Origin of the sequence: Microcoleus sp. CAWBG58 (genome assembly GCF_020883045.1) — a bacterium.
Lineage (GTDB): Bacteria > Cyanobacteriota > Cyanobacteriia > Cyanobacteriales > Microcoleaceae > Microcoleus.
This window is the reverse complement of record NZ_JAHRFA010000028.1, coordinates 38740-53601: the sequence shown is the minus strand read 5'-3', so window position 1 is coordinate 53601 and position 14862 is coordinate 38740. Positions and strand designations below refer to the sequence as shown.

7 protein-coding genes are annotated in these 14862 nt (G+C 50.1%); 4 read left to right on the top strand and 3 right to left on the bottom strand.

The genetic code is table 11. The annotated features are described in order from the left end of the window. Window positions 1-31: 31 nt before the first annotated feature. The gene (locus tag QZ918_RS14820) at window positions 32-2053 is read left to right on the top strand and encodes a glycoside hydrolase family 10-like protein (protein ID WP_293336264.1); all 2022 of its coding nucleotides are present in this window, start codon (window positions 32-34) and stop codon (window positions 2051-2053) included. A gap of 306 nt (window positions 2054-2359) precedes the next feature. Beyond that, window positions 2360-3064 carry a rhomboid family intramembrane serine protease gene (locus QZ918_RS14815; RefSeq protein WP_293336262.1) on the top strand — a complete coding sequence of 235 codons (705 nt, stop codon included), beginning with the start codon at window positions 2360-2362 and terminating at the stop codon, window positions 3062-3064. Window positions 3065-3257: 193 nt separating this feature from the next. On the opposite strand, the gene QZ918_RS14810 is transcribed toward QZ918_RS14815, so the two are convergent. The 3 genes from QZ918_RS14810 to QZ918_RS14800 all read right to left on the bottom strand — a co-directional run bounded on the left by QZ918_RS14810 (window position 3258) and on the right by QZ918_RS14800 (window position 12732). Continuing rightward, window positions 3258-6314: an Ig-like domain-containing protein gene (locus tag QZ918_RS14810; protein ID WP_293336260.1), complete on the bottom strand. Its 3057-nt coding sequence runs from the start codon at window positions 6312-6314 to the stop codon at window positions 3258-3260. Window positions 6315-6476: 162 nt separating this feature from the next. Next, entirely contained in the window at window positions 6477-9785 is a 3309-nt protein-coding gene (locus QZ918_RS14805; RefSeq protein ID WP_293336258.1) for an Ig-like domain-containing protein, read from the bottom strand. A gap of 730 nt (window positions 9786-10515) precedes the next feature. After that, a complete protein-coding gene (locus tag QZ918_RS14800) occupies window positions 10516-12732 on the bottom strand; it encodes a recombinase family protein (RefSeq protein ID WP_293336256.1) in 2217 nt (738 codons plus the stop codon). Between the two features lie 459 nt (window positions 12733-13191). On the opposite strand from QZ918_RS14800, the gene QZ918_RS14795 reads away from it, so the two are divergent. Together QZ918_RS14795 and QZ918_RS14790 are read left to right on the top strand one after the other, a co-directional pair. After that, window positions 13192-14547, top strand: a complete 1356-nt coding sequence (locus QZ918_RS14795; protein WP_293336254.1) for a proton extrusion protein PcxA — start codon at window positions 13192-13194, stop codon at window positions 14545-14547. Window positions 14548-14573: 26 nt separating this feature from the next. Further along, window positions 14574-14705, top strand: coding sequence for a hypothetical protein (locus tag QZ918_RS14790; protein WP_293336252.1), 132 nt, complete (start codon window positions 14574-14576; stop codon window positions 14703-14705). Window positions 14706-14862: the final 157 nt, after the last annotated feature.

The window sequence follows — 14862 nt, the reverse complement described above, 5'->3', positions numbered from 1 at the left end:
CAATTCCCAATTCCCGATTATAAATAAAACTATGGTTTCCAGCACTAATCGCTTTTCCGACATTCAAAATCATTGGGCAAAAATATTCATTGACGGCTTAGTAGAAAGGGCCGTAATCAGCGGTTTTCCCGATCGCACTTTTCGCCCCAACAGCAACCTCACCCGCGCCCAATTCGCCGCCATAGTCAGTAAAGCCTTTCCCGTACCCGACAAACGGCCCTACATACCCTTTATCGACGTTCCCTCCACCCACTGGGCCGCCACAGCCATTCAAGCAGCATATAAAAGAGGATTTATCTCCGGCTATCCCGACAACCTGTTTAAACCCGAAAGCCTAATTACCAGGGCGGAGGCATTAGTTGCCTTAGTCAGCGGCATATTTGGGTCAAACGCTGCACCGACAAGCAATCTGGTTCTATCAAACATCTACCAAGACAGTACAGAAATTCCTAATTATGCCAAAAAGGCGATCGTCATAGCCACCCAATCCGAAATAGTCGTCAACGCCCCCAACTTAAACCTATTAAATCCCGCCGGAAACGCCACCAGAGCCGATGTAGTCGCCTGGGTTTATCAAGCATTAGTATATCTCAAAAGAGCACCACAAATATACAATCAATATATTATAGTTCTCAGCAAAGTTCCCAGACCCCAAGTTTACGTCAACCACCAGCGAGAATTTCGCGGAGTTTGGATAACATCCGTGTGGAATATTGACTGGCCGTTCAGCAACAAACTCTCAACAGAACAGCAAAAAGCAGAACTCCTGAAAATCCTGGACAGGCTGCAAGAAATGAATTTCAATGCAATTATCCTCCAAATTCGAGCTGCGGGCGACGCCCTTTACGCCTCAGAATTAGAACCTTGGAGTGCGTGGCTAACAGGAACTCAAGGAAAGCCACCGCAACCTTACTACGATCCTTTAACATTTGCCGTTACAGAAAGCCACAAACGCAACATCGAAGTTCACGCTTGGTTCAATCCGTACCGCGCCAAAGTTTCCACTCAAACCCCTCCCAACGTCCGCCCGCACATCTCAGTTACCAATCCCGAATGCGTTTATCCGTGGGGTGATGATTTGTGGATGGATCCGGGAATTGATTTAGTTTTAGACAAGACTTACAACGTAATTTTAGACGTAGTTAAGCGCTACGATATAGACGGCGTTCACTTCGACGATTATTTCTATCCCTATCCCATTGACGGACAAGAATTTCCCGACAGCAAGATTTACAATAGTTATATTTCCAGAGGCGGCAAAATGAGTTTAGGAGACTGGCGCCGCGAAAATGTCAACAAATTAGTTAGAAGACTCGGACAAGGAATTAAAACAGTCAAACCCAACGTAAAATTTGGCATCAGTCCCTTCGGCATTTATCGGCCCGGACAACCACCGCAAAGTCGCGGTTTAGACGCCTACGAAACACTCTATGCCGATGCCAAAAAATGGTTAGAATCAGGTTGGGTAGATTATCTCAATCCTCAACTTTACTGGCGCATCGATCAAACAGCTCAAAGCTATCCAATGTTGCTGGAATGGTGGCTACAAAATAACCCCCAAAACCGACATATTTATGTAGGAAATAACCTCGGAAAACTGGACGGCAATAAGTGGACGGTGCAGGAAATCAACAATCAAATTGAGATTACGCGCAACTCTAAAAACAGCTTAGCTTTAGGCAACGTTTTCTTCAGTATGAAAGCATTTAGTGAAAACCGCCAGCAAATCTACGATAATTTCAAATCCACTACATACGCACAACCCGCCCTCGTTCCCGCCATGCCTTGGCAAAATGGCAAGCCACCGGCCCCTCCAGTATCAGTGGTAGTACAAAAAGTAGGAAATACCAATGTTTTGCAGTGGAAAAATCCCGCCGATAAAAACATCCGTTCTTGGACGCTTTATCAAAAGAATGGCGATAGCTGGAAGCTCATCAAAATCATTAATGCAGACACCGTACAAGTAACCGTAGGAACGGGAATTTATGCTTTGTGTGCGGTGAGCGTAATGGCGGTAGAAAGTGTAGGAGTTTTCATAGAAATAGCAGCATAAAATATCAAGTTTCTCAGGTTTGTAGTGAGGACTTTAGTCCGCATCAAACCAGGTTTGTAGTGAGGACTTTAGTCAGGTTTGTAGTGAGGACTTTAGTCCGCATCAAACCCCTCACTAAAAACACTTTTTATTGACAAAGATGGACGCAACAGCAGCCAAGTCCCTCTTCCTTCTGACAACTGTCAACTGTCAACTGTCAACTGTCAACTGTCAACTGTCAACTGACTTCTTCCTCTAGATAGGAGACACCCTGGATATAAATGCGTTATCGTGTTGCCTATATTTTGATGTTGAGGAAAAAAAGCTGTGGTTCCCTTACGCGATGACAATCCCACCACTATCACTCCCTACGTCACCCTCGGGCTGATTGCTGCCAACGTATTAGTATTTTTGTACGAACTCAGTTTGGGCGATCGCCAATTAACGCAATTTTTCTACTCTTGGGCGGTAGTTCCTTGCCAGTTAAGCAATATGTGTCGGGTGTCTCTGCCAGTTTCGCCATTTCCCGAATGGACGACGCTAATTAGCTCGCAATTCCTGCACGCAGGCTTTCTCCACATTGCCGGAAATATGTTATTTTTGTGGATTTTTGGTAACAACGTAGAAGACCGTTTAGGTCACGTAAAATATTTAATATTTTACCTTAGTTGCGGTGTTTTAGCATCACTAACTCAGTGGTTTTTTTCCTCAACATCGGCTATTCCGTCCCTGGGCGCTAGCGGCGCGATCGCAGGTGTGATGGGTGCATACATTCTCAGATATCCCCAAGCTAAAGTTCTTACTTTACTACCTTTGGGCATTTTTATTACTACAGTTAGAGTTCCCGCTTTCTTCTTTCTCGGATTTTGGTTTGCACAGCAAGCATTGAGTGGTTTGGCTTCCTTGAATGCGCCGGCAAGTGTGGGCATGGAATCCGGGGGAGTTGCCTATTGGGCCCACGCCGGCGGCTTTGTTTTTGGTGCGATTCTCGGCCCTTTGTTGGGACTTTTTTCTGATGAAAATCAGATTTAACGGTTTGATCGTGAGGACTTTAGTCCTCTGAAAAATGCGGACTAAAGTCCTCACTACGAACCTAGATTGCAGTTTGTAGTGAGGACTTTAGTCCTTCTTTATGCGGACTAAAGTCCTCACTACGAACCTAGATTGCGGTTTGTAGTGAGGACTTTAGTCCTTCTTTATGCGGACTAAAGTCCTCACTACGAACCTAGATAAACGTGAAGTCAAATCCCGAAAGAGAAGTAACTCCTGTTACACCATTTAACTTCGCCAAAATGCGAGAATCGTTGCCGGCGAGGTTGTTGCCATTGCCGTCATAAATGATGTATGTATTGCCGCCGGAATCGTAGGCAAACAAGAATGCACTTCCTCCCAGAATATTTGCAGAAACAGTTGTCTGCACGTTCAGTAAAACTAGAGTGCCACTGTTTAGATTCGAGAATCCGGGGGCAAAGTTGAACTGATCGGCGATCGGCACACCGAGACCGGTAAAATCAGTAATCACATCGTATCCGCCCGCGGCGATCGCAGCATTGATGGCCGCCGAAGAAGCTGCATCAAAGGCTATGCCACCATCCGCAGGACTGGTATAGCGGAATTGATTGCTGCCGCCGCCGCCCGTTACGGTATCTGCACCCAGGCCGCCTACGAGCACGTCGTTATCCAAGCCGCCGTTTATCGTATCGTTGCCACCTTGGCCGTCAACTGTATCTGCCCCTGCAAAACCGTTCAAATTGTCCGGCAAAGAGCCACCAACCAACCTGTTAGGCCCGCTATCCGCCGGCAAGATTGAAACGGCGATCGTACCTGTGCCCGGAATTGTCCCGAATCCGTCGCTGACGCTGTAGGTAAAAGTAGTTGTACCCGCTACGTTGCCGGGGATGAACTGCACCTGAGTGCCGAGATTCACAGCTATGCCCAGTTTTGGCGTGCCGACATTGATAATGCTGAGTGGCCCTTTTTGTGGGCTGGAATCGTTGGCGAGTACGTCGATGAACGTCGGTAGCAGATTATTCGTATTCGTAAATACGATGCCATCATCGCCAAGCACCGGCGGCAGGCTAGTCGGAAGAGTTGACGATGTATTGAAAGAGTTGATGTTAATCGCGACTGAGGCTGCCGCCGTGCCACCTTGATCGTCCGCTACGCTGTAGCTGAAGGAACCGGCTGACCCGATTACATCAGTTTTAGGTTGGAATTGCAGGCCGAGTAATTCCTGAACTGTTAATTTTTGGTTCAGGGCGATCGGAGTTGTACCGACAAGCACTTGACCGAAATTCGGATTGGGCACTCCGATTACTCCGATCGACAGTGGCTGGCCCTCTGGATCCGTGGGCTGGGAAATGCTCAGAGACAGAGGTGAATTCTGCAAAGCTGTCAGCGTTTTACCAGTTTCGACGATCGGCGGTTCGTTAGGAGTCGGAGTGGTAAAACTCGGTGGCACTGGGCCCCCACCGAAAGGCGGAGTTGGGGTTGTCGCAGTTGGAGTCGGCACTATAGAAGGACTCGGACTCGGAGTTGTTCCCGGTGATGGACTCGGACTCGGACTCGGGCCCACCTGTGTCGGTAATGTCCCCGGCGACGGAGTTGGACTCGGAGTTGTCCCGCCCGCCGTCGGAGTTGGACTCGGAGTTGGACTCGGAGTTGTCCCGCCCGCCGTCGGAGTTGGAGTCGGAGTTGGAGTCGGCGCTGGAGTTGGAGTCGGCGCTGGAGTTGGAGTTGGCGCTGGAGTTGGAGTTGGCGCTGGAGTTGGAGTTGGCGCTGGAGTTGGAGTTGGCGCTGGAGTTGGAGTCGGCGCTGGAGTTGGAGTCGGCGCTGGAGTTGGAGAAGCCGTTGTTCCTGTCGGTACCGGTGTCGTAACAGGTTTTGTTCCCGTTGCGGGTGTCGGAGAAGCAGTTGTCCCCGTCGGTGTCGGAGAAGGACTTGTCCCCCTCGGTGTTGCGGAAGGACTTGTCCCCGCCGGTGTCGGAGAAGGACTTGTCCCCGCCGGTGTCGGAGAAGGACTTGTCCCCGTTGTTGGGGAAGTAGTTGTCCCCTGAATAGTAAACGGATTATCTTCTACACGCGGTATTCTAGCCGTAGTGAACCTAGATTCATCTAGCGAACCAGGTCGCACATCAACCAACACCGCCAAAAATTCGCCAGTTTGCTTGTCCTGAATAATCGTGTTGCTAGAATTCGAGCCTTGACCTTGGAAGATGTTTAACTGTGTAAAGTTTAGACCTCCAGCCAGACCGATCGAATCTCCTGCCTTAAAATCTCTGATTAAATCAGCATCGCCGATCTCGCGGCCGCCAGTAGTCAGAAACCCGCTACTAGAAACCGACGTGCCCACCCTACCAAGCACAAAGATATCCGAACCCTCGCCTCCTGTCAGAGTATCAGACCCGCGATCGCCCGTCAGAATATCATCCCCAGCATCTCCAGATAGAGCATCATTGCCATCTCCTCCAAATAGCAGGTCATCACCCTCGCCACCCTCACCAGTATCATTATCAAGACCGCCGCTGATGACATCCCCACCGTCTGCGCCCAAAAGAATATCATTGCCCCTAGCGCCGATCAGGCAGTCATTGCCCGTGTCGCCAAAAACAGTGTCGCTGCCCTTGTCGCCAAAAATCAGATCGTCTTCGGCACCTCCGCGCAGACAGTCATTGCCTTTACCGCCATACAGCGTATCGTTGCCTTCAGAGCCCAAGACAACATCGTTCCCCTGGTCGCCAAAAACAGTATCATTGCCCTGGTCGCCAGAAACCAAGTCATCGCCTTTGCCGCCCCGCACGCTGTCATTACTGCGCCCGCCTTCAACGATATCTTTACCAGCGCCACCATTGAGATAATCGTTACCGTCTTCGCCCCTGATGATATCGTCCCCGTCCCGACCCAGAACCGTGTCGTCCCCGTCGCGCGCGGAAATCGTGTCGTTGAACAAGCTGCCGATTAAATAGTTATTCCCGTCATTGGCGACAACTACACCATCGACAAACAGCGGCTGTGGGGGAGGCGTGGGTACAGTCGGAGTTGGTCGAGGCACCGGTACGATCGAAATCCCCGGGCCCGTCCCCATTGACGGAGTTGTCCCCGTCATCGACGGAGTTGTCCCCGTCATCGACGGAGTTGTCCCCGTCATCGACGGAGTTGTCCCCGTCATCGACGGAGTTGTCCCCGTCATCGACGGAGTTGTCCCCGTCATCGACGGAGTTGTCCCCGGCGACGGCGTAGGAGTGGTCTCCGGTATAATAATCACTGGTACTGCACTAGGCATTTTTCGGACTCCTTGCGACGCTACTAAAAAACCACTAAGGAATGAGAATTAAATAACTTACAAATTGATGGTTCTTGTGGGATGGGCCCAAAGAACTCGTGCAGAAAGGACGGGCGGGACGCCCATCCCACTTTCCTTCTGTAAATTATTTAATTTGAGATCCTAAATAAACTTAAAGTCAGAGGCAGTAATGACGGTGCTAAGAGCTCCCGGCGCTGTAGGAATAGAATTCAACACTGCCAAATCGAAAGCTGGAAGACTGTCGTCTGCCACATTCGGGTCAAAGCCGAGAACATACTGGTTAAAAGTATTGTTCAGGTACACGAAGAAAGCTCCTGTTTTGCTCGAACCGTTTTGATTCTTCAACACTGCATTGATTGCTTGAGCGTTGTCAAATTTAGATTCAAACAAAATCACTTCTTGCTTGCTGATGTTGTCGCCGCCACTGCCGATATTCCTGACGATAAAACTGGTGAAATCGTTAGTAGTTCCCGAGTTGGTTAAACCTGCGAAATTTGACGACCTGAACAAGAATCTGTCGGTGCCGGTGCCATTAGCGTTAAAGTCAGTAATGATATCTACACCTTCACTCGGAGTTTCGTAGTAGAAGAAATCATTACCAGCATCACCGGTCAGCAAGTCAGAACCGTTCCCGCCGCCCAAAATATCATTGCCCGCACCGCCGGAAAGCGAGTCATTGTCATCGCCACCCAATACCAAGTCGTTGCCGAAGGCGCCGCTGAGACAGTCGCTACCGGCGCCGCCGTCTACAGTGTCGTCGCCCGCTTCGCCCAACAGGGAGTCGCCGCCGCCCTCGCCTAATATGTAGTCGTTGCCCGCACCTCCGAGTCCGGTGTCGCTGCCTTCTCCACCTAAAATGGTGTCTTCGCTATCGCCGCCGGAGATCGAATCGTTATTGATACCGCCATCGAGCAAGTCTCTGCCGATGCTGCCGTCGAGGATGTCGTCGCCGGCACCGCCCTCGATCGAGTCGTCGCCAATTCCACCGAATAATGTATCGGTGCCGGAGCCTCCCAGTATCGAGTCCTCGCCGGCTTCTCCCAATATCGAATCATTCCCAGCGCCGCCGTCAATGGTGTCGCCGTTGTCACCGCCCGAGATGATGTCATTGTCATTGCCGCCGAACATCAAGTCGTTGCCCAGTCCGCCGGTTAGCGAATCTATGCCATCTTCGCCATTGACAGTGTCGTTACCCAGTCCGCCGTCGAGGTTGTCGTTGCCGATCGAACCCAGCAGCGAATCGTTGCCTGCATCACCGAATGCAAAGTCGTCGCCGCCCCTGCCGTCGATGATGTCGTCCCCGGCACCGCCTGAGATGGTATCGTTGCCTGCCCCGCCGATGATGTAGTCGCTGAGGTTGCTGCCTGTAAAGCTGCTGGCAGGAAGTGCGGTGCGATCGACAATATTATCTACCACCGTAATGCTGAACGATGCCGGCCCGATCTTTGAAGACCCGTCGGAGGCTGTAAAGGTGAAACTGTCGCTGCCACCTCCTGCTAGCAAGTTGTATTTGACAATGTTGTTGTTGACATCGTCTTGGCTAAATTTGCCGCCCACGTTGAGAAATGTGGTACCCCTTTGCACAAAACCTCTGGTAGCGTCGGGGGCTTTAGTAATCGTGTAAACAATTTCCGATGGAGGGTTGTCGGGATCTGTCACCAACAAATCGGCGGCGGTAATTGTCTGAGTCGGAGCACTTTTGGCAACCACCACACCATCGTTAATTACTAGCTGTGGCGGGTTGCTGACATTGATAGTTACTGTCGCTTGAGCCGTGCCGCGGTTGCCGTCTGAGATCGAGTAGCTGAAGCTGTCAGAACCAGAGAAGCCAGCATTTGGGGTGTATTTGAAGTCGCCACCGCCCAAGGGAGTCAGAGTTCCTTTTGCCGTTGGGGTAAAAGTCGTAACCGTCAAAGGGTTCTTGTCTGCATCGGTATCGTTCAACAGAACGTTGAAACTCAGAGTTTGACCTGAAACCGTAGTGAAGTTGTCGTTAACTGCGACTGGAAGCTGATTGACAGGTGTCGGACTCGGACTTCCTGTCGGCGTCGGACTTCCTGTCGGTGTCGGGCTTCCTGTCGGCGTCGGCGTTGGACTCGGACTTGCCGTCGGCGTGGGGAAGATTGGCCTCGGACTCGGCGTCGGAGTGTCTGTGGGAGTCGGAGTGTCTGTGGGTGTGGGAGTTGGAGTCGGACTCGGTGTCGGAGTTGGAGTCGGACTTGCCGTCGGTGTGGGAGTCGGCGTCGGACTCGGAGTCGGCGTGGGAGCTGGTAGTGGGGTGGCGCTGCCTGGAACTATGGGGGCAATTACAAATGAGCTGCGTCCCAAGGTTCTGCTGTCTACTCCGGGCAATACTGCTAAAAAGTCGCCGCTGACGCCGTTGCGAATAATGGTGCTGCCGGCTTTGCTGTCGGTGCTTTGGAAGATTACCAAATCTTCAAACTTGAGGTCGCCGCTCAGCCCGATCGCATCTTCACCTTGGCGAAAGTCTGTGAAAATATCAGCATCGGCGATATCCGGGCCGCCTGTGGTGAGAAATGCTGGGTTAGTGCCGTTGCTGCTGCTGCCGCCGGGGGTACTGAAGGTACCGATAACGAAGACATCTCTGCCTTCGCCTCCTGCTACTATGTCTTTGCCTGCTTCGCCCCAAAGAATATCGTTGCCAGCACCACCGTCCACGATGTCGTCCCCAGCACCGCCGAACACGATATCGTCGCCGTCACCTGCAAACATTGTGTCCGCGCCGCCATTGCCGTAGAGCCAGTCGCCTCCTTCGTTGCCAAATAGCAAGTCTTCGCCTTCGCCACCGAAGAGCGAGTCATTACCTTGATCGCCCCAGAGAACGTCATCGCCGCGATCGCCCAAAAAGCTGTCGTCGCCCAACCCACCGCGCAAGCTGTCGGTGCCTTTGCCGCCGTAACTCGTATCTTTGCCTTCGCCTCCAATTACCGTGTCGTTGCCGTCATTGCCGTACAACAAATCGGGGTTATTTCCCCCGTCGAGGGAATCGCCCCCTTTGCCTCCGTACAAGGTATCGAGTCCTGAACCGCCGTCGAGCACGTCGTTGCCGGGGCCGCCAAACAATACGTCCTCATCATCGTTACCAAATAGTAAATCGTCGCCGGCCGATCCTTGCAGGTTGTCATTGCCTTGCAGCCCGGAAATCACGTCGGGGCCGGGACTGCCAACTAACGAGTCGTTGGTTTCTGTTCCCCGGAGCACGCCCCCAATGATTGAGGGTGCGGTATTGCCTCCGCCCAATGTGTCGTCTATGCCACCAAATGTGTCGTCAGATGGAGTTGGTGTCCGTGTTGGCGTCGGTGCTGGCGTTGGCGTCGTTGCCGGCGTTGGCGTCGTTGCCGGCGTTGGCGTCGTTGCCGGCGTTGGCGTCGTTGCCGGCGTTGGCGTTGTCTCCGGCTCAACTATAATAATTGGTACTGCACTGGGCATTATTTTGGCTCCTTATCAACGACAATCCCGATTAACTTTAAGAACTGATTAGTATCAGCTTGTTGCCAAAAATCTGGCTTAAAATTGATTAATAATCTCGCTCATTTCTAGCATACTAAATCAAAATTGCAAGGGCTATAGATATTTTTTAACTCTGATATATTTCGAGCTAAAAATATTAATGATTGCACGTTTTGATACCTGTTTTGGGTACACTTTTATCTCCCCCAATTTCCCTCGAATCTAGAAGTCAGGCTGCGAGTAAAGCCCGAGTATCTATCCAGAGGTAGAAAAAATGAAAATCTTGGCATTCATACTTTTCTTTCCTCCTGCTTGTTGCCCAATGGCTTAGGGTGACTGTTGACCGAAGGACGAGCCCGCCGGGCCCCTGGATGCGAGACACGGGGATAAGTCGGCGGCGGTTTCAACCGCCTTCAGTATTTGTGATAAAATGGAGCAGTAAGTAAGAATAACCATCTACGTGTTGAGACATCCTAGTTCTGAGAAATCCAGGCAACGGACATATCCGACTTCGCTTCGGAACAGTTAAAGGGCAAATAATGGCAGGTTGTTGAGCGTACCGTATCTTTGACATTAGTGATGGACTCCGAAAGCATAAAAAAGCTAAAAGTATACGCAAAGCTTGGATTTATTTAAGCTGAGCGGGTAGAGGCGCCTTAATTTCGCCTTTGAAAGTTCGTATCAGGACTCTTCAAGAATCCCCGTCCCTTTAGGGCTGGGGAGTATCAAAAGAAACAGAGCTGTTAATGAGAGGCAGAAGCGGCCCGGTTTGCTCTTGGCCGTTGACGGCTAGTTCGCTGTGGCAAAGGTAAAGCACAGAACAACGACTTAACAAATCTACCAGAATTCGCCGCAGTCGCTGTTGGTCGGCGGCCGTTTCGTCTTCGGTTCCCCAGGGACGCCCCAATTGCGATCGCACAAATAAGGGTGCACCAAACAACGTCGCCGCACCACCGCTCAACCACAGGGGCGAACCTGCATCCAGCCAAAAGTGCCATTTGTGGGCGCGGCGGCTGCTGCGGTACTGAAAGATGTTGGCGAGGGTGACGGCTTGGGCTTCTGGGCCTTGGGAACGGACTGGAAAGGGGTTGGCGGTGACGGTTCCTTGCCGCAACAACTGGATGAACCGGGCGATTGTTTCTGAGTCGCCCCCGTTTGTGGGTTCTACACGCTGCATTCGCGCGTGGATTTCCCAGTAGTGGGCGGCGGTTTCCATTAACTCTCGGAGGGCTGCTAGCCGATCGAACGGCAGATATCTGTCGTTGATGAGAAATTTCTGGATCGCTCGATCGAGCAGGGCAATGGGACTGGGTAACAGCCGCTCCTGTTGTTGCGATCGCTGTTGTTCGATCCACTCTACAATTTGCTCGTAGGCCAAAGCTGCTCTGTGTCCCACTCTGTCCCACCGGGGAAAGGCTGTAATTGCCAGAAGTTGAGGTCGATCGACATCAGGACAAAAACAGTGATCCGCAATTAAACCTGCTCTCACTTGGTCGATCGATTTGAGATTTTGGATTTGAGATTTTAGCTTGAAAGTGAGGTTATCTTCTGCTGTTTCCGGCAATTCCCGGTGTTTCTGGCTGCCTAAAATTACTAGCATTTCGGCTACGGCATCTCGATCGACTAAACGACCTAGTCCAGGATAAACCAACGCTAGCAAAGTCAGCAAAGCTCGAATCTCTGGCGTAGTCGATAGGGGACGCTGATCGTTGAGCGATTCGGCCGCGATACCATCTCGGGCGAGAATTTCCGTTAAACTGTAACGGGCGATCGCATCCATCCCAGGAGCAACTACGGCGATTTCCTGCGCTTCCACGGCTTTTGACTTCACCGCATCCACGATAATTTCGGCGGTTTCTCGCAGCAGTTGCGCGCGGGAAGTGGTTTCGAGCGATCGCACCGACCCTGGTAAACTCAAGCCTAAAGGATAAAAACCATCAGAATTGACTGCCAAACTTACGGCCAAAGCGCCAATCTCTGAAGATAAACCGGCTTGTGCGTCCAAATTTTCCACCAAGCCGCAGCGGGTTTCGAGTTGGGCGAGGTATTCCGTGTCAGCCCCCAAACCCAAACGCACTCCTCCATCGCGATTGTAGGAAAAAGCCCCCACTGCGCCCGTGTCGAGCATTCGATCGAACAAATGACGGCTGATGGCTGGATAATCGTCAACATCATCGGCGATGACAGCTTGATATCTAGAAGCCAACTGCTGCTGGTAAGTGACATTTGGCAACAAATAGCGCCAGTAGAGTTCGCAGACAATCCCATAAGTCAGCAGCCCCCGCGTCAGGCACCATTCCCGCCACCTTTCGAGCAACTCTCCCATGCTAGTCCACAGGCTATTCGAGCCGTCACCAGCGGCAAATCCCTGTTGGAGAATGTGGGGAATTTCTTCTCTGGGCGTACCGCTGACAGCAGCAAGTTGTAATAAGTCTAGAGTTCGACGCACCATGCGATTTGGACTTACCCCTGTTTGTTGCAAAATCCCTTCGTCTAACTCGCGACGCCAGAGTCTGGCTGCAAGTTCCAATTCTGTTTCAGGTTGCAGCCGCAGGGGAAATTGAGCTTTCAAATCTAGCGACTGCAAAAGCAGCGGCCAAAATAGCAATACTTCCTGCTCAAAAAAACCGAATGGTGTTGTGGAGTGAAAGGCATATTTTCCTTCAGTAGCTATGGCGATGCGATCGGCTAATTCCAGTCGGTTGTCCCCGTTAGCTGCTAAGACTAAAATTGCTGGGGCTGTTTGTCCCGCCCGCCACCGCCCAGAACGCCCGCGGCTTGAAACGTTTGCGGGCAATGGCTTGACAGTTTTGCTCCACAGGCAGAACTGCTCGACTAAGCGAGCAGTTTTGCCACTGCGAGCGCCTCCTACAATCCAAATAGAATCTGCGGAAACGGTTCCTGATTTATCTAAATTTGTTAACATACCATGAATACTTTAATCACTAATGTCCGCTACTAACTAATCGGCTCCAACAATTGTCAGGAACCTCAGTCTAAAGGCATGAGGCTTGAAAGAGAAATCCTTCAAGCCATTCTGACGGGCCTAAGTCTTAACTGACTCCGTTTTTTGAGTCACGACACCAAGCGAATGCGTAGCTAGTTCCTTGCTCTGTCGCTGGTGGTTAAACAGTTCTAAGGTCACTGGAACAGTGCTGCCAGCCTAACAAGCTCACTAAACATTGGCGAAGCTAACATTACCCCGAAAGGGAGGCTACTTCGGTAGCAAAACACTATGCGTACAGGGCTGCAAGATTTGAAACGGTAACTGTCCCGTTGAAAGTGCAACACTTTCATCACACCGAACTCTTGCAGCTCGCCCGGCCGTAGTGGCAACAAATGTAAAGCCGTCCTAGAAGGACGGGGTTTCAAACCCATTTTTCTGATGAATACTTCTCTGTGGAACAGGTTTGTAAAATATCTCTACAACGCTAACCAGTGGTATAGAGAAACGCCTGAAAGAGCATTAGAACAAGCCTATGATGCTGCCCTAGCAATTAAGGCGATCGAAGATGAGCATTTTGGCGGCCAAGGCATCTCCGAGCGATCGGGAGATTACGGACACAGTACCCTGTCTTACTTTAAATCCGAACTGCAAAAATACCTCAAGGTCATCCAAACGAGAATGGTTGAGTTTAATGCTAGCCGTTCTTTTTTGGAATTGCCCGATCGCGTGGGGGCAAAACCGCAGGCCGGTAACAGTGTCCAGCACCACCAACAACGATTAGGTTTAGAGAATAAAGAGCGATCGTCACTGGTATTCGAGAAGTTAGAGTTTATCGATCGAGTCATTGAGAAATATATTAATAATAGTAAATCAACTGCCATTGTCCCACTTGTCAGTTCGGTAAACGTGCAGGTGAAATCTACAAGCAGTTCTCAACCTGACACCAATCAAGGATTAGCTAATGGCAATCAAACTAATGGGGAAGTTGACACTAGCTCTGAAGAGGTAAATTTATTACCGCGATCGCTGTTGGGAACCTTAAATCGAATTACTAGAGAGTTAGATCCGGAAGCGGAAAAAGATGTAGTCAGAAATTTCCGAAATTCTAAAGTAAAAACAGTTATTTCTCTAAGATTTATTTTGCTTTTAATTTTAGTGCCACTGCTGACGAATCAAATTGCCAAAAACTTTATAGTCGGGCCAGTAATTGACCACTTGCGAGTCAAGCAAAATGCTTCTTTATTCATAAATGTTGACCTAGAAGAAGAAGCCTTAAAAGAACTGGAGAGATTTGAGCATCATCTCAAATTTGACACTTTAATTGGCAGAACACCATCACTTTCTCCAGATGAGAAAGAAAAGAAGATTGCTAAGAAAGCAGTTGAGCTAGCGGAAGAATACCGCAAAGAAAGCGCTGGAGCAATTAAAAATATTTTTGCCGATTTGATGTCAGTGATTGCCTTTGCCGCGATTCTCGTCAATAGCAAGAAAGAGATTGAAGTTTTAAAATCTTTCATGGATGACGTAGTTTATGGACTCAGCGACAGTGCGAAGGCTTTTGTAATTATTTTGTTTACCGATGTGTTTGTGGGATTCCACTCGCCGCACGGTTGGGAAGTAATTCTCGAAGGTTTATCGAGGCACTTGGGACTCCCAGAAAATAGGCAGTTTATCTTTCTGTTTATTGCCACGTTTCCCGTGATCTTGGATACGGTATTTAAGTATTGGATCTTCCGTTATTTAAACCGCAGTTCGCCTTCGGCAGTTGCTACTTACAAGAATATGAATGAGTAATTGGCTCATATTTCAACAGTTGACAGTTGACAGTTTACCTGGGACAGTTTGAGAACGACCTCTACCTAGAAGTAGGGTACGTCGCCACGAATAATTCTCGCCCTCAACCGGGCTGCCAGCGAGCGACGCACCCTACAATTTATAACGGGGATGAATAACAAAGGAGGTGGTATTAAGTCCTCACTACAAACCTATTATTCAGTTTGTAGTGAGGACTTCAGTCCTCAAAAAATATCAGGACTGAAGTCCTCACTACAAACCTATTATTCAGTTTGTAGTGAGGACTTCAGTCCTCAAAAAATATCAGGACTGAAG